20 protein-coding genes are annotated in these 19,302 nt (G+C 65.9%); 18 read left to right on the top strand and 2 right to left on the bottom strand.

Annotated elements, in window-relative coordinates:
* Window positions 1–81 precede the first annotated feature (81 nt).
* The 9 genes from Atep_RS13415 to hisC all read left to right on the top strand — a co-directional run bounded on the left by Atep_RS13415 (window position 82) and on the right by hisC (window position 7,660).
* Window positions 82–960, top strand: coding sequence for an ABC transporter ATP-binding protein (locus Atep_RS13415; protein WP_236786221.1), 879 nt, complete (start codon window positions 82–84; stop codon window positions 958–960).
* On the top strand, window positions 960–1,739 hold the full coding sequence (mlaE, locus tag Atep_RS13410) for a lipid asymmetry maintenance ABC transporter permease subunit MlaE (RefSeq protein WP_213378973.1): 780 nt from the start codon (window positions 960–962) through the stop codon (window positions 1,737–1,739). Before Atep_RS13415 ends, mlaE begins: the two co-directional genes overlap by 1 nt.
* A 4-nt stretch (window positions 1,740–1,743) precedes the next feature.
* Window positions 1,744–2,211, top strand: a complete 468-nt coding sequence (mlaD, locus tag Atep_RS13405; RefSeq protein WP_213378972.1) for an outer membrane lipid asymmetry maintenance protein MlaD — start codon at window positions 1,744–1,746, stop codon at window positions 2,209–2,211.
* On the top strand, window positions 2,211–2,834 hold the full coding sequence (locus Atep_RS13400; protein ID WP_213378971.1) for an MlaC/ttg2D family ABC transporter substrate-binding protein: 624 nt from the start codon (window positions 2,211–2,213) through the stop codon (window positions 2,832–2,834). Before mlaD ends, Atep_RS13400 begins: the two co-directional genes overlap by 1 nt.
* Entirely contained in the window at window positions 2,831–3,163 is a 333-nt protein-coding gene (locus Atep_RS13395) for an STAS domain-containing protein (RefSeq protein WP_213378970.1), read from the top strand. The genes Atep_RS13400 and Atep_RS13395 overlap by 4 nt, the downstream gene beginning before the upstream one ends.
* A gap of 63 nt (window positions 3,164–3,226) precedes the next feature.
* A complete protein-coding gene (murA, locus tag Atep_RS13390) occupies window positions 3,227–4,507 on the top strand; it encodes a UDP-N-acetylglucosamine 1-carboxyvinyltransferase (protein ID WP_213378969.1) in 1,281 nt (426 codons plus the stop codon).
* Entirely contained in the window at window positions 4,504–5,154 is a 651-nt protein-coding gene (hisG, locus tag Atep_RS13385) for an ATP phosphoribosyltransferase (protein ID WP_213378968.1), read from the top strand. Before murA ends, hisG begins: the two co-directional genes overlap by 4 nt.
* Before the next feature lie 116 nt (window positions 5,155–5,270).
* Window positions 5,271–6,578, top strand: coding sequence for a histidinol dehydrogenase (hisD, locus tag Atep_RS13380; protein ID WP_213378967.1), 1,308 nt, complete (start codon window positions 5,271–5,273; stop codon window positions 6,576–6,578).
* Entirely contained in the window at window positions 6,575–7,660 is a 1,086-nt protein-coding gene (hisC, locus tag Atep_RS13375) for a histidinol-phosphate transaminase (RefSeq protein WP_213378966.1), read from the top strand. Before hisD ends, hisC begins: the two co-directional genes overlap by 4 nt.
* Before the next feature lie 9 nt (window positions 7,661–7,669).
* Here hisC and argE read toward each other — a convergent pair whose 3' ends face one another.
* A complete protein-coding gene (gene argE, locus Atep_RS13370) occupies window positions 7,670–8,842 on the bottom strand; it encodes an acetylornithine deacetylase (protein ID WP_213378965.1) in 1,173 nt (390 codons plus the stop codon).
* 118 nt (window positions 8,843–8,960) lie between these two features.
* Here argE and Atep_RS13365 point away from each other — a divergent pair, with 118 nt between their 5' ends.
* The 8 genes from Atep_RS13365 to Atep_RS13330 all read left to right on the top strand — a co-directional run bounded on the left by Atep_RS13365 (window position 8,961) and on the right by Atep_RS13330 (window position 17,273).
* On the top strand, window positions 8,961–10,082 hold the full coding sequence (locus tag Atep_RS13365; RefSeq protein WP_236786219.1) for a GNAT family N-acetyltransferase/peptidase C39 family protein: 1,122 nt from the start codon (window positions 8,961–8,963) through the stop codon (window positions 10,080–10,082).
* Window positions 10,083–10,097: 15 nt separating this feature from the next.
* Window positions 10,098–11,585 (top strand): RimK family protein, encoded by a 1,488-nt coding sequence (locus Atep_RS13360; protein ID WP_213378964.1) that lies wholly within the window; start codon window positions 10,098–10,100, stop codon window positions 11,583–11,585.
* An 88-nt stretch (window positions 11,586–11,673) separates the two neighbouring features.
* Complete coding sequence (locus tag Atep_RS13355) at window positions 11,674–13,476, top strand: Eco57I restriction-modification methylase domain-containing protein (protein ID WP_213378963.1); 1,803 nt, start codon at window positions 11,674–11,676, stop codon at window positions 13,474–13,476.
* Window positions 13,473–14,267 carry a PaeR7I family type II restriction endonuclease gene (locus Atep_RS13350; protein ID WP_213378962.1) on the top strand — a complete coding sequence of 265 codons (795 nt, stop codon included), beginning with the start codon at window positions 13,473–13,475 and terminating at the stop codon, window positions 14,265–14,267. Before Atep_RS13355 ends, Atep_RS13350 begins: the two co-directional genes overlap by 4 nt.
* Before the next feature lie 18 nt (window positions 14,268–14,285).
* Window positions 14,286–15,752 (top strand): RsmB/NOP family class I SAM-dependent RNA methyltransferase, encoded by a 1,467-nt coding sequence (locus tag Atep_RS13345; protein WP_213378961.1) that lies wholly within the window; start codon window positions 14,286–14,288, stop codon window positions 15,750–15,752.
* Between the two features lie 63 nt (window positions 15,753–15,815).
* Window positions 15,816–16,460: a carboxypeptidase regulatory-like domain-containing protein gene (locus tag Atep_RS13340; protein WP_213378960.1), complete on the top strand. Its 645-nt coding sequence runs from the start codon at window positions 15,816–15,818 to the stop codon at window positions 16,458–16,460.
* A 110-nt stretch (window positions 16,461–16,570) separates the two neighbouring features.
* Window positions 16,571–16,744: a hypothetical protein gene (locus Atep_RS13335; protein WP_213378959.1), complete on the top strand. Its 174-nt coding sequence runs from the start codon at window positions 16,571–16,573 to the stop codon at window positions 16,742–16,744.
* 43 nt (window positions 16,745–16,787) lie between these two features.
* Complete coding sequence (locus tag Atep_RS13330) at window positions 16,788–17,273, top strand: methyl-accepting chemotaxis protein (RefSeq protein ID WP_213378958.1); 486 nt, start codon at window positions 16,788–16,790, stop codon at window positions 17,271–17,273.
* 39 nt (window positions 17,274–17,312) lie between these two features.
* Here the strand turns inward: Atep_RS13330 and Atep_RS13325 are convergent, their stop codons facing one another.
* Window positions 17,313–17,927, bottom strand: coding sequence for a TetR/AcrR family transcriptional regulator (locus tag Atep_RS13325; RefSeq protein WP_213378957.1), 615 nt, complete (start codon window positions 17,925–17,927; stop codon window positions 17,313–17,315).
* Between the two features lie 132 nt (window positions 17,928–18,059).
* Between Atep_RS13325 and Atep_RS13320 the strand changes: the two genes are divergently transcribed.
* Window positions 18,060–19,289: an efflux RND transporter periplasmic adaptor subunit gene (locus Atep_RS13320; RefSeq protein WP_213378956.1), complete on the top strand. Its 1,230-nt coding sequence runs from the start codon at window positions 18,060–18,062 to the stop codon at window positions 19,287–19,289.
* Window positions 19,290–19,302: the final 13 nt, after the last annotated feature.

The following is a 19,302-nucleotide window of genomic DNA, read 5'->3' as shown; positions in this document are numbered from 1 at the left end:
GGCCGCCGGTCGTCGGCATGGCTTGACGCCACACATCCGTGGAGATGAAAATTACCCGTTTCGATCGAAACGCTAGAGACCATGACGGAACAAGGGCTTGAGTCGGATGGCGTATTGGAGCGCCTTGACGTGGCGAGCGATGGGCTCGACGCGCGCCCGGAGGTGCTCGTCGAGATCCGTGGTCTGTGCTTTCGCCGTGGCGAGCGGGTCATCTTCGAGGATCTAGATCTCGACATCCGGCGCGGAACTGTGACGGCCGTGATGGGGCCGAGCGGGACCGGCAAGACCACCCTGCTCAAGCTCATCACCGGGCAACTACACCCGGACGCCGGAACCATCCGCGTCGACGGCCGGGACGTGACCCGGCTCGACAGGGCCGAACTCTACCGGCTGCGTCGGCGTATGGGGATGCTCTTCCAGTCGGGTGCGCTCCTGACCGATCTGAGTGTCTTCGACAATGTCGCCTATCCCCTGCGTGAGCACACCGATCTGAGCGCCTCGATGGTACGCAAGCTGGTGCTGCTCAAGCTGGAGGCCGTGGGGTTGCGCGGAGCGCGCGACCTGATGCCGAGCGAGCTGTCCGGGGGCATGGCGCGTCGGGTGGCCCTGGCGCGGGCGATCGCGCTCGATCCCATGATGATCCTCTACGACGAGCCCTTCACCGGTCAGGATCCGATCTCGATGGGGATGCTGACGGCGCTCATCCGCCAGCTCAACGACGCCTCTGGCCTGACCAGCATCCTGGTCTCGCACGACGTGCGCGAGACGGCGAGCATCGCCGACTATCTCTATGTGATCTTCGAGGGTCGAGTGGTCGCCCAGGGCACGCCGGACGCACTGGCGGCCGATCGCTCCGAGTGGGTGCGTCAGTTCATGGACGGTCTGCCGGACGGGCCTGTGCATTTCCACTACCCGGCCCCCGAACTGGCCGAGGATCTGCTGACCGGGAGGGCGCGCTGATGCTCGATCCGCTGGCGCGACTCGGTCGCGGCGTGCTCGACGCCCTGGAACGGCTCGGGCGCGGCCATCTGCTGCTCTTGGCGATCCTGCTCGGTCTGGGCGAGGTGCTGCGCCGTCCGCGTCTGCTCTGGGAGCAGATGTTCAACATCGGCGTGCTGTCGCTCCTGATCGTGGGCGTCTCGGGGCTGTTCGTCGGCATGGTGCTGGGGTTGCAGGGGTATTATGTGCTCTCGCAGTTCGGTGCCGCCCAGAGTCTTGGCGTCATGGTCGCCGCCTCGCTGGTGCGCGAACTCGGCCCCGTGGTCACGGCCCTGCTGGTGGCCGGACGTGCCGGCTCGGCGCTCACCGCCGAGATCGGGCTGATGAAGGCGACCGAGCAACTCTCGGGTCTGGAGATGATGGCGGTCGATCCGGTGCGGCGCATCCTGGTCCCGCGATTCGTCGGCGGCGTTCTGTCGATGCCCTTGCTCGCGGCCATCTTCAGCGCCGTCGGCGTACTGGGCGGCTATTTCGTCGGTGTGGGCCTGCTCGGGGTCGACGAGGGCGCCTACTGGAGCCAGATGCAGGCCAAGATCGACTTCGATGAGGATCTGGTCAACGGCGTGATCAAGAGTCTGGCCTTCGGCGTGGTCGTGACCTGGATCGCGCTCTTCCAGGGCTATGACACGGTTCCGACCTCTGAGGGCGTGAGCCGCTCGACCACCCGCGCGGTGGTGCACTCGGCCCTGGTGGTGCTGGGGCTGGATTTCGTATTGACGGCGCTGATGTTCGGAGATTGAGACGATGGCGAAACGACGCAATGTCGAACTGATGGTCGGAACCTTCGTGGCCCTGGGGCTGGTCGCGCTCTTCTTCCTGGCCGTGCAGGTGAGCAATCTCAGCCTGAACACGGCCGGCGAGGGCTATCTGCTCCAGGCGCGCTTTGCCAATGTCGGCAGTCTCAAGGTGCGCGCACCCGTGACCATGGCCGGGGTGCGCATCGGGCGCGTCGAGTCGGTGCGCTTCGACAAGGACACCTACGAGGCGGTGGTGTCGATGCGGATCGACGCGGCGATCGACTCGATCCCGGACGATACCTTCGCCAACATCTTCACGTCCGGTCTGCTCGGCGAGCAGTACATCGGTCTGGAGCCGGGCGGCAGCCCCGAGCACCTGCGCGCCGGCGACGAGATCGTCAACACCCAGTCGGCCCTGGTGCTCGAACAGATGATCGGACAATTCCTTTTCAAGAAAGCAGGTGAGAGCGGCTGATGCTTCTTCGACGACTTCATTTCCTAGTGTTCCTCCTGGTGCCGGCACTGCTGGTCTGGAGCGGCTCACTCCCGGCCGCCCAGGACGAGGCCACGGCGCTGGTCCAGCGTACCGCCGAGCGGATGCTCGACACGCTCGAGTCGCGTCGCGCCGAGATCGAGCGCAACCCGGCGCTGATCTATGGGCTGGTCGAGACCATCGTCCTGCCGCATTTCGACTTCGAGCGCATCACCCAGGGTGCGGTCGGTCAGTACTGGCGTCAGGCCACTCCGGCTCAACAACGTCAGCTGGTCGATGGCTTCAGGCAGGTGCTCATCCGCACCTATGCGCGTTCGCTCCTGAGCTATTCGGGACAGGAGATCCGCTATCTGCCGGTCAAGCCCGGTAATCGCCCGACGATGGTGACGGTCTCGACCGAGGTGCGTGAGTCCGGTTCGGCGCCCATCCTGGTCGACTACCGCATGCACAATGCCGGCAGCGGCTGGAAGGTCTATGACGTGGTCATCAACAACGCCAGTCTGGTCGGCAACTATCGCAGCAGCTTCGCCACCGAGATCCGTCAGAATGGGATCGACGGACTCATCGCCCGGCTCGGCGAGATGAACCGCAAGGGTCAGGAGTGAATCCGCCCGCCCGTCTGACCGCGCCCGAACCCGACCGCTGGACGCTCGTCGGCGTGCTCGACTTCGATACCGTCGCTCGGCTCGCCGTCGAGGGCGAGGCGTTGCTGCGCACGGCGGCGACACGCGGCCGGACGTCGCTGGTGATCGATCTCGCTGGGGTCGAACGGGCCAACAGCGCCGGGTTGGCGCTCCTGCTGGAGTGGCTGGAGATGGCCCGCGCCCGTGGGCTGAGCCTGAGCTATGCTCATCTGACCGACTCGCTCCGACGACTCGCGGCGGTCTCGAATCTGAACGATCTGTTGCCGCCGGCCAACGGATTCGCCCCCTGAACCACGGCTGACAATTCCAGGGCGCCGACGCGCCGACAGCCCTCTCGAACGCGATTCTCCCCAATGGACAAACTCCTCATCACCGGCGGCACCCCCTTGCAGGGCGAGGTGCGCGCCTCCGGCGCCAAGAACGCGGCACTGCCCATCCTGGCCGCCACCTTGCTGGCCGATGGTCCGGTGAACCTGACCAATGTGCCGCGTCTGCGCGATATCCGCACCACGCTCGATCTGTTGGGGCGCATGGGTGCGCGTCTGACCCAGGACGCGACCGACGGTATCCGCGTCGAGCCTGCCGAGCTGACCAGCTTCGTCGCGCCCTATGAGCTGGTGAAGACCATGCGCGCCTCGATCCTGGTGCTCGGACCTCTGGTGGCGCGCTATGGCCGGGCCGACGTCTCGCTGCCGGGCGGCTGCGCCATCGGTGCGCGTCCGGTCAATCTGCACATCGACGGACTGCGCGCCATGGGGGCCGAGGTGACGGTCGAGGGCGGCTATATCCGCGCCCGCGCCCGGCGGTTGCACGGGGCGCGCATCGTCATGGAACTGGTCTCGGTCACGGGTACTGAGAACCTGATGATGGCCGCCGCCCTGGCCGAGGGCGAGACGCTGATCGAGAACGCGGCGCGCGAGCCGGAGGTCGTGGATCTGGCCGAGTTCCTCAACGCGCTCGGCGCGCGCATCGAGGGGGCGGGCACGGATCTCATCCGCATCCGGGGCGTCGAACGGCTCGGCGGCGGCGACTACCGGGTCATGCCCGACCGCATCGAGACCGGCACCTTCCTGGTCGGCGCGGCCATGACCGGCGGTCGGGTGCGGGTCACGGACACCCGTCCCGACTGTCTGGATGCCGTGGTCCAGAAACTGCGCGAGGCCGGCGCCGAGGTGACGACCGGCGCCGACTGGATCGAACTCGACATGGGCGGTCGACGCCCGCGTTCGGTCGACATCCACACCGCGCCGCATCCGGCCTTCCCGACCGACATGCAGGCCCAGTTCTGTGCGCTCAACGCCATCGCCGAGGGCGTGGGTACGGTCGCCGAGACCATCTTCGAGAACCGCTTCATGCATGTGCCGGAACTCCAGCGCATGGGGGCCGACATCCGCATCGACGGGCATGTCGTCGTCTGTCACGGCGTCGAGCGCCTGACCGCCGCGCCTGTGATGGCCACCGACCTGCGCGCCTCGGCCGGACTGGTGCTGGCCGGACTGGTCGCGCGCGGCGAGACCCTGGTCGACCGCATCTATCACCTGGATCGCGGCTATGAGACTATGGAGACCAAACTCTCGACCCTGGGCGCCGACATCCGGCGCATCGCCGGGGCTGACAGGATCCTATCGCCATGAATCTCACTGTCCCATTGACCATCGCGCTCTCCAAGGGCCGCATCTTCGATCAGACACTGCCGCTGCTGGCCCATGCCGGGATCGAGCCGCTGGACGACCCGGAGACCAGCCGCAAGCTGATCCTGGAAACCTCCAACCCGATGGTGAAGTTCGTCATCATCCGCGCCGGCGACGTGCCGACCTATGTCCAGTACGGCGCGGCCGATCTGGGCGTGGCCGGCAAGGACGTACTGCTGGAGCACGGCGGGGAAGGACTCTACGAACCTCTGGATCTGGGGATCGCCCGCTGTCGTCTGATGGTCGCCGGTCGGCCCGAGACGCCCGAGCCCGGCACGCGCCGCCTGCGTATCGCCACCAAGTATGTCCGTTCAGCGGAACGCTATTTCGCCGCCAAGGGCCGGCAGGTCGAGATCATCAAGCTCTATGGCTCGATGGAGCTGGCCCCACTGGTCGGACTGGCCGATCTCATCGTCGATCTGGTCGAGAGCGGCAACACGCTCAAGGCTAATGGTCTGGTGCCGTTGGAACACATCGCCGACATCAGCTCGCGTCTGGTGGTCAACAAGGCGTCCTGGAAGATGAAGCACGAAGCCTTGACCACGCTCCTGGAATCGTTGCGCGAGGCCGTGGCCAAACGCGGGTCTTGATCCGGATGCCGGACGATTTCCGCGCAATTCATTGGTCTGTCGTAGGATGCGGTGAGCTGGCGAACCGCATCATTCGCGTCCCAAGCATTCTTTACCGAGTTTAGGATCATACCGCCGTGACCGATATCCAACGTCTCTCCACTTCGGACTCAGATTTCGACCGCCGTCTCGATGGGCGGCTGGCCTGGGAGTCGGTCTCCGATGATCGGGTCCAGCAGATCGTCGCCGAGATCATTCGTGAGGTGCGCGCGCGGGGTGATGCCGCGTTGCTCGAATACACCACGCGCTTCGATCGCTGGACGCCGGCGACGCCCGCCGATCTGGAGCTGCCGCGCGCGCGTCTGGAACAGGCCTGGAACGCCATTCCGGTCGAGCAGCGTCAGGCGCTCGAGGCCGCTGCCGAACGCATCCGCGCCTATGCCGAGCATCAGAAGCTCGCCGGCTGGAGTTATCGCGATCCGGACGGCACCCTGCTCGGTCAGCAGGTCACGCCGCTGGATCGTGCCGGACTCTATGTCCCCGGCGGCAAGGCGGCCTATCCGTCCTCGGTGTTGATGAATGCCATTCCGGCCAAGGTCGCGGGTGTGGCCGAGCTGATCATGGTGGTGCCGACACCGGACGGTGAGTTGAACGAGCTGGTGCTGGCGGCGGCGCATGTCGCGGGTGTCGACCGGGCCTTTGCCGTCGGCGGGGCGCAGGCGGTGGCTGCGCTCGCCTATGGAACCGAGACCATTCCGGGCGTCGACAAGATCGTGGGGCCGGGTAACATCTATGTCGCCACCGCCAAGCGCGCCGTCTTCGGTCAGGTCGGGATCGACATGGTCGCCGGTCCGTCCGAGATCCTGGTGATCTGCGACGGCCGGACGGATCCGGACTGGATCGCCATGGATCTATTCTCGCAGGCCGAGCACGACGAGGATGCCCAATCGATCCTGGTGAGCTGGGACGCCGGGTTCCTCGATCGGGTGGCGGCGAGCATCGACCGGCTACTGCCGACCATGGAGCGTGCGCCCATCATCGAAGCGGCCTTGCGCGCACGCGGGGCGCTGATCCTGGCGCGCGACCTGGACGACGCCATCGCGGTCGCCAACCACATTGCGCCCGAGCATCTGGAACTCTCGGTCGCCGATCCCGAATCGATCGTCGGGCGTATCCGTCATGCCGGGGCCATCTTCATGGGGCGCTATACCGCCGAGGCGTTCGGCGACTACTGCGCCGGCCCCAATCACGTCCTGCCGACCTCACGCACGGCGCGCTTTTCCTCGCCGCTCGGGGTCTATGACTTCCAGAAACGCTCCAGCCTGATCATGGCCTCAGCCGAAGGCTCGGCGCGACTGGCCCGGACCGCCTCGGTGCTGGCGCGCGGCGAGGGGCTGACGGCTCACGCCCGTTCGGCCGAGTATCGCGGAGACTTCGAGGCATGAACGCACGCATCGAGTCCCTGGTCCGCCCCGAGATCCGCGCGCTCAGGGCCTATCACGTCCCAGAGTCGGCCGGACTGATCAAACTGGATGCCATGGAGAATCCCTACACCTGGCCGGAAGCGCTCCAGGCCGACTGGCTGGAGACGTTGCGCGGGCTGGAACTCAACCGCTATCCGGATCCGAAGGGACACGCGCTCCAGGCGGCCTTGCGCGAGGCGATGGAGATCCCGGAGGACATGGGACTCTTGCTCGGCAACGGCTCCGATGAGCTGATCCAGATGCTGGCGCTCACGGTCGCCGCGCCTGGACGCAAGATCCTCTCGGTCGATCCGGGCTTCGTCATGTACCGGATGATCGGCCTGTTCGCCGGTATGGACTATGTCGGGGTGCCGCTCCAGGCCGAGGATTTTTCGATCGACCTGCCGGCGGTGCTGGAGGCCATCGAGCGCGAGCAGCCGGCGCTGGTCTATCTGGCCTATCCCAACAATCCGACCGGCAACCGTTTCGATGCCGACGACATGGTGCGCATTATCGAAGCCGCGCCCGGTTTGGTCATCGTCGACGAGGCTTATGCACCCTTCACCGATTCGAGCTTCATGGGGCTGGTCGGCGACTGGGACAATCTGCTGGTGATGCGCACCGTCTCCAAGATGGGGCTGGCCGGGCTGAGGCTCGGGTATCTGGTCGGCCCGCCCGACTGGCTGGCCGAGATCGACAAGGTCCGGTTGCCCTACAACGTCAATGTGCTGACCCAGGTCTCAGCGGCCTTCGCGTTGAAGCACAAAGCCGTGTTCGACGAGCAGACGCGGACCATCCGCGCCGAACGCACCCGGCTCCAGGACGCGCTGCACCGGATCCCCGGACTGCATCCCTATCCGAGCGAGGCCAATTTCATCCTCACGCGCGTTCCCGAAGGACGTGCCGGTGCGCTCTTCGATGGACTCAAGCAGGCCGGTATCCTGATCAAGAATCTCGACGGCACGCATCCGCTATTGGCCGACTGCCTGCGCTTCACGGTCGGCACGCCCGAGGAGAACGCCGCCCTGGTGACGGCTCTGGAGTCGCTACTGACGACTTCCTGAGCGCGCGGTTCAGTCTACTGCGGCCTCGCCCTCGACACAGAAACGCCGGATGAGGGCACGCAGTAGCTCCAGCGTCGGCGGGATGCGATCGAGTGCCAGGAACTCATCGGGCTGATGGGCCTGGGCGATGTCGCCCGGTCCCAGGATCAGGGTTTCCATCCCGAGCCGGTTCAGGAACGGCATCTCGGTGCCGAAGCTGACCGCCTCGGCCGTGTGTCCGGTGAGCGACTCGCAGGCACGCACGATGGCGGCCGTCGCGGGTGTCTCGGCGGGCGGAATCGGTGTGAACAGCGGCTCGACCGACCACTGGAGTCCGCGCCTCCGGCCGACCTCGGCGACGCGCTCCGCCAGCGCAGCACGCAGATCCGCCGGGTCCATGCCGGGCAGGACACGTAGATCCAGATGCAGATCGCACTCGCCGCAGATGCGGTTGGGATTGTCGCCGGCGTGGATGTGGCCCAGGTTGACGGTGGGGTAGGGGACCGGGAAGGCCGGATGCCGATGCGCCTGCTGCAATTCGGCGCGCCAGGCCATGAGTGCCGACATGACCTCGTGCATCCCATCGAGCGCATTGTTGCCCAGGTTCGGATCGCTGGCATGACCGCTGCGCCCGATCAGCCGTACCGCCTCCCCCATCACCCCCTTGTGCAAACGCACCGGCCGCAGATTGGTCGGCTCTCCGATGACGGCATGACGTCCGAGCGGGCGTCCCGCTTCGGCTAGGGCGCGCGCGCCGTGCATGGCCGATTCCTCGTCGGCGGTGGCCAGGATCATCAGCGGGCACTTGAGATCCGCCGCGCGGAAGGAGCGTGCCGCCTCCAGTGCCAGCGCGAAGAACGACTTCATGTCCGAAGTGCCCAGCCCGTAATAGCGCCCGTCGGCCTCGGTCAGCTTGAGCGGATCATGGGTCCAGAGCGGGGCGTCGAAGGGGACGGTATCCGTGTGGCCCGACAGCACCAGACCGCCGGGGCCGGAGCCGAGCGTGCCGAGCAGGTTGAACTTGCCCGGATGTCCGGGGACCGGCAGGATCTCGGCGCGGAATCCGGCGCTCTCCAGCCAGCCGGCCAGCAGCGTGACCAGCGGCTCGTTGCTGTGATCGAAAGCGGGCGTGACGCTGCTCACCGAGAGCGTGCCGATCAACCCTTCGAGCATGGTCTTGAGTGGTGGGGCCTGTGTGGTCATGGTCTTGAAGCTCTACGGGTGTTGGCGGCGATGGATGCAGCGATCTTGCGTTTTTCAGGCGGCACTGTAGATTGTCGCCTCTGCAAGCCGCAATGGAAATCACCCAAGCGCGCCCCTCGTGTCAACGCCATCCGACAGCCGGCCCTTCGCCATCCGTCCCGCCGTCCTCAGTGATCTGAGCGCCCTGCTGCGTCTGGAGAACGCCTGTTTCGACGGCGACCGCATCAGCCGGCGCCAGTTTCGCTATCTGCTCACGCGCGGACGGGCGAGTACCCTGGTGGCGGAGGCCGACGGCGAGCTGCTGGGCTATGTGCTGGTGCTCTTCAGCCGCGCCACCTCGGTCGCCCGGCTCTATTCGATCGCCATCAGCGAGCCGGCGCGCGGACGCGGGATCGGTCGCGCCCTGGTGGCCGCCGCCGAGCAGGCGACCTGGGAGCAGGAACGCGCCTATATGCGTCTGGAGATCCGGCGCGACAACCTGGCCTCGCAACGGCTGTTCGAGCGCGCGGGCTATCGACGCTTTGGCGTGCTCTCGGACTATTACGAAGACCACATGGAGGCGCTGCGCTACGAGAAGGCGATGGCACCCGGCCTCAAGCCCGAGCTCAAGCGCGTGCCCTTCTACGAGCAGACCCTGGACTTCACCTGCGGCCCCTCGTCGCTGATGATGGCCATGCAGGCACTGCGCCCGAGTCTGGAGCTCAACCGCACCCTGGAATTGCGCATCTGGCGCGAGTCGACCACCATCTTCATGACCTCGGGGCACGGCGGCTGTGGTCCGCTCGGGCTGGCGCTGGCGGCCCAGCGCCGGAACTTCGCCGTCGAGGTCTATGTCAACGACACCGGCGTACTGCTGGTCGACTCGGTACGCAGTCCCGAGAAGAAGGAAGTCATGCGTCTGGTCCACGAGGACATGCTCGCCGAGGCCGAACAGTGCGGCATCCCGATCCACTACCAAACGCTCGGCATCCAGGATATCCAGCAGCGCTGGGATGCCGGCGCCGTGCCCCTGGTGCTCATCAGCTCCTATCGCATCTATGGCGAGAAGTTTCCACACTGGGTCGTGATCACCGGCTTCGACGAGCATTTCGTCTACGTCCACGATCCCTATGTCGACACCGCCAACGGCGAGACCACCATCGACTCCATCGACATGCCGATCCGGCGCGACGAATTCACCCGCATGGCCCGCTATGGCCGGGTCGGGCTGCAAGCCGTCGTGCTCGTCTCCGATCAATAACCGAACCCGATCCACATGGCTGAACATCTGTTGTTGGTCGAACAGCCGGGCGACTGGAAGCCCGGTTTTCCGCGTCTGCCGGTGGTCACGGCGCGCGACTATCTGGCCGGCGGCGAGCTGGCGTCGAAACGCGATCTGCGCGTCATCAATCTCTGCCGCAGTTATCGCTATCTCTCGCTCGGCTATTACTGCTCGTTGCTGGCCGAGGCGCGCGGTCACAAGGTCATTCCGACGGTGCGCACCATCCAGGAGCTGTCCAGCCGCGAGCTCTACGACCTGGCGACCGAGGAGCTCAACACCCTGGCGCAACGTCTACTCGGGCGGCGTAAGACCAGTGCGCTCGTCCCGACGGCCTATGAGCTGACGATCTGCTTCGGTCAGTGCGACGTCAAGGAGTTGCAGCCGCTGGCGCGCTTGATCTTCGAGACCTTCCGTTGCCCGATCCTCAAGGTCGAGTTCCGGTTGCACGGCACTTGGCGTATCGGTGCGATCAAGGCGCTGCCGATCATGGCCGTGGCCAACGAGGCCGAGAGTCCGCTGTTCACGGCGCTCGAGGGCTATCTGTCCAAGCGCTGGCGTCAGCCGCGTGCGCGCCTGTCCTATCGCTACGATCTGGCCATCCTCTACGATCCGGATGAGGATCTGCCGCCTTCCGATCCCAAGGCGCTCGCCCGCTTCGTCAAGGCCGGCAAGAGCCGGGGCGTCAACGTCGAACTCATCCAGCGCAAGGACTACAGCCGGCTCGCCGAGTACGATGCGCTCTTCATCCGCGAGACCACCCGCATCGGGCACCATACCTTCCGCTTCGCCAAGAAGGCCGACAGCGAGGGCATGGTCGTCATCGACGATCCGGACTCCATCCTGCGCTGCACCAACAAGGTCTATCTGGACGAGCTCCTGGCCGCGCACCGCATCCCCCGGCCCAAGACGCTGGTGCTGCGCAAGGAGAATCTGCTGGAGGCCGAGGAGCGGATCGGCTATCCGGTGGTGCTCAAGATCCCCGAGGGTTCCTTCTCGCGCGGCGTCCACAAGGCCGAGGACCGGGCGAGTCTGACCCGTATCGCTGCCCGGCTGTTCAAGGAGTCCGATCTGATCCTGGCGCAGGAATATCTCTATACCCCCTTCGATTGGCGCATCGGCATCCTCGGGCGCAAACCCTTCTATGCCTGCAAGTATCTGATGAGCCGCGATCACTGGCAGATCGTCAAGCATGAGAGCGACGGGCGTCATGTCGAGGGCGGTTATGAGACGTTCGCCATCGAGGACGTTCCGCCGGCGGTCGTGCGCACCGCGCTCAAGGCGGCGGATCTGATCGGGGACGGACTCTATGGCGTGGATCTCAAGGAGACGCCCACTGGTCCGGTCGTGATCGAGGTCAACGACAATCCCAGTCTGGACGCCGGGGTCGAGGATCGGGTGCTGGGCGATGCGCTCTACGTGCGCTTGATCGCCGAGTTCGTCCAGCGGCTCGACCGGCGGCGTCAGGCCAAAGCGGACAAATAGACAGGCTCGATGTTTCAGGGAATGGCGAACGTGCCGTATAAGCTCAGCATTTCTCATCTTGCCCCTGTGATCGATCCTCTTGTTTTCGATGAGCCAGCTTTTCGACATCCTTGGACCCACCGCCCGCCATCCGCAGGTCACGACGGCCCTGTCTCTCATGGCACAGGGTGAGACCGAACGCGGCGCCGTCTTCACCCGCAAGGAGGTCGTGAACGCCATCCTGGATCTGGCCGGCTACACGCTCGATCGTCCGCTGTATCGTCAACGTCTCCTCGAGCCGGCGTGCGGGCGGGGCGACTTTCTGCTCGTTGCTGTCGACCGTCTGCTTGCCGCCTATGACCACGCCGGCGGGGGAGCGAGCGAGGCCGTGCATGAACTGCGCGACGCCATTCGTGCCGTCGAGCTGCATGTCGCCAGCCATGATGAGACCGCCCAGGCTGTCACGGCTCGGTTGATCGCCGCCGGACTCTCCGAACGCGATGCCGGCGAGCTGTGCCGAAGCTGGCTGATCCGCGACGACTTCCTGCTCTGTCATCTGGATGGCGAATTCGATTACGTGGTCGGCAATCCGCCATACGTGCGCCAGGAACGCATCCCAGAAGCCTTGCTACGCGAATATCGGCGGCGTTTTCGCACCCTCTACGATCGGGCCGATCTCTATGTCCCCTTCTTCGAACGCGCCCTGGATCTGCTGGCACCGGGGGGACGACTCGGGTTCGTCTGCGCCAACCGCTGGCTGAAGAACAAATACGGTGGTCCGTTGCGCGAGAAGATCGCGCGGGACTTCGTACTCACACACTTCATCGATCTCGACGGCATCGACGCCTTCCATTCGGAGGTCATCGCCTATCCGGCGATCACGCTCATCGAGCGCCCGCGTGTCTCGCCTCACAGTGGTCAGGAGGCTGTCCAGGATGGCGCGGGCATCCCTGGCATGACACGCCTCATCAAGCCGGATGTCCTGAGCCGGGTCGAGCAACTGCCGCCTCTGGTCACAGCTTTGCGCGCCGAAACGCTGGACGCGGCCCTGGTCGCCGAGGTACGGCTCGGCGGCGTGCAACAGGACGCGCCCTGGCTGCTCGACGGCGGAGCGCATCTGGATCTGATCCGCCGGCTCGAACACACCTATCCGACGCTGGAAGAGGCCGGTTGCAAGGTCGGCATCGGCGTAGCCACGGGTTGCGATCGCGTCTTCATCGCCGACTATGCGAGCCTGCCGGTCGAGTCGGCCTGCAAGCTGCCGCTGGTCATGGCTCGGGATCTGGTGGCCGGCGAGATCCAGTGGCACGGTAAAGGGGTGATCAATCCATTTCGACCTGATGGTCGGCTGGTCGATCTCGACGAACATCCGCAGTTGGTGGTCTATCTCCAGCGACATCGAGAAGCCGTTGCGGGGCGGCATGTCGCCAAGCGCAACCCGGCGTCCTGGTATCGCACCATCGACCGCATCGACCCGAGTCTGGTCGGCCGGCCGAAGCTGCTCATTCCGGACATCAAGGGTGAGGCGACGGTCGTGTTCGACGAGGGGCGTTTCTACCCCCACCACAATCTCTACTACATCACCACGTCCGAGTGGGAACCGCGCGCGCTCCAGTCGGTGCTGCGCTCATCGGTGGCCGTAGCGATGGTCGCAACCTATTGCACCCGCATGGCCGGAGGCTTTCTGCGGTTCCAGGCGCAATACCTCAGGCGCATTCGGCTGCCGCGCTGGTCGGAGGTGTCGGAGGCGCTACGCGCGGAGCTGGCCGCCGTGGCGCTCGAACGCCGTCGGGATGCCGTCGATGAGCCGGTGTTTCGGCTCTATGGACTCGATGGACGCGAAGCGGAATATGTCAGCGCGACGGCACTCGACGCGCAGGTCACGGCCAAAAACAGGATCAAATCGACATGAGTCCTTTGCTGCCGGAGAATTTCGACATCCTTGTCAGTCAGGCTATTGGTGCGTTTTGGTCGAGTCGTAACGTCCATGCCGCGACCGGGAGCCAGGGCGGCTCACGCGACAAGGTCGTTGCGGGCCGTAACATGGACGGCTTCATCGATCTCGTCACGGCCGTGGTCGAGCATTGCGGGTATCCCGAGAACTGTGTCCACCAACGCCGCGCAAGCGTCGTGTTACCTGGGTTTTTCCGCGCGACCAAGGACTGGGATACCGTGGTCATCCATCGGCAGCGTCTGTTGGCGGTGTTCGAGTTCAAATCCCAGGTCGGATCCTTCGGGAATAACCTGAACAACCGGAGCGAGGAGGCGATCGGCTCGGCGGCTGACTTCTGGGTCGCCCACCATTTCGGCGCCTATGGAGCGCGCAGAGATCAAACAACCGACGGCGTGCGCGACGAAGCTCCAGCCCTGTTGAATCCCAGCTACCAAGCCGACCCACGCCCACCCTTTCTCGCTTGGCTGATGTTGCTGGAGGACTGCGCCGAATCGCAGCGACCCGTTGGATGCCGAGAACCGCACTTCCCCGTCTTTTCCGAGTTCCGGGACGCCTCCTATGCGCGTCGCTACCAGATTCTCTGCGAGCGTTTGGTCGAACGACGACTCTATAGCGCCGCCGCCCTGGAGCTGACGCCGACCAATCAACCCGTGTCGCGTTCGCTCTCACCGGCCACCAGTATCCGCAACCTGTTTGCCGAATTCGCCGGGCGATTGCTGGCCGCGCGCGAGGTCGACCAAGGATCATAGAAAGGGCCACACTCAATAATGAACCAACGTACCGCCCGCGTCAGCGCGGCCTCGCTCCCCACGCCGGATCAGATCGCCGATTCCTGGCTCGCACGCTATCGCGATCTGGTCGACGACTGGGACGCCTTCGCCGAGGCGCTCGGCCGTCCGCTGCCGGTCGCGCTCTGGGCCAATCCGGCGCGGATCTCGGTCGAGGCGCTGACCGAGCTGCTCGTCGAACAGGGACTGTCGCCGCAACCGATCCAGGGACTGCCCAACGCCCTGAACCTGCCGCCCGACTTCCGAGCCGGTCAGCAATGGTGGTACTGCGTGGGTCTGGCCCATGCGCAGGAGGCCGTCTCGCAACTGCCGGTGACGCTCATGGACCTCGAACCCGGTCAGCGTGTGCTCGACATGTGCGCCGCACCCGGCGGCAAGACCGCCCAGATCGCCTTTGCGCTCGACAACCGGGGCACGGTCGTCGCCAACGACATCTCCTATGGCCGCATCAAGGCGCTCCAGGGCAATCTGGATCGGCTCGGCGTGCTCAACGTGACCACGACCCAGAGCGACGCGAGCAACTGGCCGACCGCCGGCGGTCAGTTCGACCGCATCCTGCTCGATGCGCCCTGTTCCAGCGAGGGTACCATCCGGCGCAATCCGTCCCTGTTGCAGCGGCACGATCCGGCCGGCTCCGAACGGCTCGGACCGCGCCAGCGCGCCCTGCTGCGCAAGGCCGTGCAGCGCTGCCGTCCGGGCGGTCTGATCCTCTATTCGACCTGCACCTTCGCGCCCGAGGAAAACGAACTGGTGGTGGCCGACATCCTGGCCGAGTTCGACGGCAAGATCCGGCTACGGACCATCGACATCCCCGGCTTCGACACCGCGCTCGGCGTAACCGAATGGCTGGGCCGCACGCTGCCGCCCGAGCTGGCGCGGTGCCGACGTCTCTGGCCCCACCGCAACGACACCGGCGGCTTCTTCATCGCGCTGCTGGAGAAGGACGCCAACCTCCCAGCCGAACCCGAGCCGGAACTCGCCACCCTCGCCGAGAGCGAGCACGACGAATGGCTCGACGGACTCCTGTCCAAATACGGACTGCCGGATGACTACTGGAGCCGCTACCGCATCAATCGCCAGACCAAACGCGGTCTGCATCTGATGGCCGCCGATCACGCACCGCCCGCCGTGCCGCCGGCCGAAGGGCGCGGGATCTTCTTCCATCGCACCAACGTCCGCCCGCCCAAGCCCACCACCAGCGGGGCGCTGCTCATCGGCCCGGACGTGACGCGCTTCCGGTTGGAACTCAGCCGTGAGCAGCGCGATGCCTATCTGCGCCGCGAGACCTTCGCACCCACACCCGAGCAACTGGCCGCCAATCCACCGGGGCAGGTCATCGCGAGCTATCGGGGTCATGTGCTCGGCATCGCCATCCTGCACCGTTCGGGAGTCATCGAGAGTCAGTTCCCGAGCCGCTGGAGCGGGCGTGCTTCGGGGACGGACTGAAAAAAATACACTATCCTCCCTGCACGGTTTGGAATCATCGAAATTGAAGACCTGAGGTACCTCATGACACGAATCGACAAGACCCCAGGATTTGGTCTGTTGCTGGCTCTGACCCTGCCGATGGGCGTTGCCCCGGCTCAGTACGGATCGGCGCCGCCCGCACCGGTCGAACAGGGGCTGAGGACCGAGTGGGCCATTGCGCCCGCGGGCGAGCAACCGCCGGCGGCGGTCCGGCTCCCACAGGGCACGGTGCTGCAGGAAGGCATGTTGCTGCCGCCTGGGACCGTCCTGCCGGGCGGGGCCATCCTGCCCCCTGAGCCGGCGGCGCCCGTCCAGGTCCAGCCGGCCCCGGTTCCGGTGCCCGCACCGGCGCCAGCAACCGATGTAGCCAGCGGTGTGCCCTACATCAGCGGCGGCATCGGCGTCTCGGAGCGCACCGAGATGCAGGAGGTCAAATCCAGGTTCAATCTGCGCCTGCTCTTCGCCGTCGCCGGTTCCGGCTCCTATCTGGCCGATGTGCGGGTGCGCATCGACGATGCCGCCGGCCCGACCTTGCTCGAAGCCGTCTCTCAAGGCCCCTGGTTCTATGCCAGTCTGGCGCCGGGACGCTATGTCCTGCGCGTCGACAACGCCGGCCGGATCCAGACGCGCGATATCGAGATACCGGCGACGGGCGCCGTCGAGCAATCCTTTTACTGGAACGATTGAAATCGAAGCCGATCGGTCGATCGGGCGTGGTTTCGCCATGTCCCCGGATCCGGGCCACTCGCCTCGATCGCCGGTGACATGACAGACACCGACACCCATGAAGAGTAGGGATGAGAGTCATCGAACGCGCCAACATCAGCATTAAGCTGATCCTCCCGGCCCTGGTTCCCAGCATCGCCATGGTGCTGACCGGCTTGGCCCTGAACGGAATTCGTCAGGCCCGGGAGCGCATCCGCACGCGCCGGTCGAGCTATCTCCAACCTCACCGCCGGCACGGATCTTGATGTCCCGAACGAGATCGGCGCCATCGCGCGCGACTTCGATCGCATGGTCGCCGAGTTGCGTGCGCTGGTCGAGCGGATTACAGGATCGGCCATGACCCTGTCCTCGGCGACCGGCGAGATGTCGGGCAATCTGGCCCAGGTGCGCGAGGTGGCGCAGCGCACCCAGACGTCGGCCCAGGAGATCGAGGGCATGGTCAAGCGTCTGCAACACAGCGCACAACAGGCCGCCGATGAGATGAACCGCAGCCGACAGGGGGCCAACGACTCCATGGCCACGGCGAGCAAGGCCGGCGAGGCGCTCGGGGCGATCACCTCGGCCGTCGATGGGATCTCGGAGACCATGTCACAGATCGCCGGCGCCGCCGAGGAACAGACGGCGGTCGCGATCGAGATCAGTCGCGGCATCCTCTCGATCAGCGGCGGAACCAGAGACGCAAGCGAGAACATGGCCGAACTCGAACAGGCCGGCCGGGGCCTGGAGGAATTGGCCGGCGACCTGAGAGAACGCGCCATACGCTTCCAGCTCTGAACTTCGGTGCACATCCGGCGTCGCTGAACCGGATCAGGTCTACTCGCCCTCGATGAAGGTCCGCAGCGCGATGCGGATCAGCGGCGCCAGCGCGGTCCGGTCGAGTTCGGGATGGTTGATGACCCGTGCCGCGAGTCCATCGAACAGGGCCATCAGGATCTCGGTCACGGCGTCGGCGTCCGGGGTTTCAGGCTCCCGCCCGAGCGCTTGGCGCGCGCGACCCAGTACGCCGATCAGCCGTTCGCGCTTGATGCGGTCGGCCTCGCGCACGCTGGCCGCGACCCTGGGATTGCGTGCCGCCTCGGCCAGGATCTCCAACTCCAGGGCGGCGTTGTCCAGATCCGTCTTTTCGTTCAGGCCGAGGTCGACGCGATCGATCAGCGCCTGAAAGACGTCTTCGGCGTTTTCGAACTGGCTCACCATCTCCAGTGACTGCTCCAGCCGGCGCTCGACTAGGGCCTCGATGATGGCCTCCTTGTTCTCGAAGAAATGATAGATGTGCCCCGAACTCATCCCGGCCGCCCTGGAGAGTGCGGCGATGCTGGTGCCGTGGAAGCCCTCGCGCGCGAAACAGACGGCGGCGGCGTCCAGGATCTGGCTCCGGCGCGTCTGGGCGCGCGTCTGGTCTTGGTCGGATCGGGTCGACAGGGTCATGGAGGGATCGCTCCTCGTGCTTGATGTGGAGGCCCGCATTCGCACTTGACGCCACGGCCTCGAATGTCTAGATTGAACGCTCATTCTAGAACGAGCGTTCTATACAATCCTAGTGCTCTCTTGAGGTTGCCCATGAACCCTCTGATCCCTCGGCCTCAGGCCGGTGCCTGGCTTTGCGTGCTCGTCGCGGCACTCTCCGTCGTCGGCTGTGAGCGCTCGGCACCGTCGGGCGGGGGACCGGGCGGACCCGGCGGACCCGGCGGTCCGGGCGGACCGCCGCCCGAAGTCGGGGTCATCACGCTCCAGGCGCGCGAAGCGGCCCTGACCACCGAGCTTCCCGGACGCACCGCGTCCTACCGGGTCGCCGAGGTGCGGCCCCAGGTCGGCGGCATCATCAAGGAGCGGCTGTTCAAAGAAGGCACGTTGATCCGTTCGGGTCAGGTGCTCTATCAGATCGACCCGGCGGTCTATCAGTCGACCTACGACAGCGCTCAGGCCGCACTCAATCGCTCGCGCGCGACCTTCGAACGCGCCCGGCTCAAGGCCGAACGCTATGCCGATCTGCTCAAGGCCAAGGCCGTCAGTCAGGAGGACTTCGACGACGCCGAGGCCGCGCTCAAGGAGGCCGCCGCCGGCGTTGCGGTCGACGAGGCTCAGCTGGCGCGCGCCCGCATCGATCTCGAATACACGCGCGTGACGGCGCCGATCGGCGGACGCATCGGACGCTCGGTCGTCACCCAGGGCGCACTGGTGACGGCCAATCAGGAGCCGGCCCTGGCGACCATCCAGCAGCTCGATCCCATCTATGTCGATCTCACCCAGTCGAGCGCGCAACTGCTGCGTCTGCGTCGTGCCCTGGAGGACGGGCGTCTGAAGCGTCCGGACGGCGATCAGCCGCGCGTGACCCTGTTGCTGGAGGACGGCAGCGACTATCCGCTCGCCGGACGGCTGGAGTTCTCCGAGGTCAGCGTCGATCCGGGCACGGGCGCGGTCACGCTGCGCGCCACCTTCCCCAATCCCGATCACGTCCTGCTGCCGGGCATGTTCGTGCGCGCCAGGGTGGAGGAGGGCACGCGACCCGAGGCGATCCTCGCGCCCCAGCGCGGTGTGCAGCGTGACCGGCGTGGTCGGCCTTATGCGCTGGTGCTGAACGCCGAGGGCGTGGTCGAACAGCGGATGCTCGCGACCGACCGCACCCTGGGCAGCGACTGGCTGGTCGATGACGGACTGGCTCCAGGCGAACGGCTGATCATCGACGGTCTGCAGAAGGTGCGCCCAGGCGACAAGGCCCGGCCCGTGGTGCTCGACGATCAGCCGGTTGTCACCGGCGCTTCGGCGCCCGGTCCCGGCACGACTCACTAACCGACCACCGAGC

The sequence above is a fragment of the Allochromatium tepidum genome (assembly GCF_018409545.1).
GTDB classification, from domain to species: domain Bacteria; phylum Pseudomonadota; class Gammaproteobacteria; order Chromatiales; family Chromatiaceae; genus Thermochromatium; species Thermochromatium tepidum_A.
The sequence above is the reverse complement of the archived record's forward strand: the minus strand, read 5'-3'. Positions and strand labels throughout refer to the sequence as shown.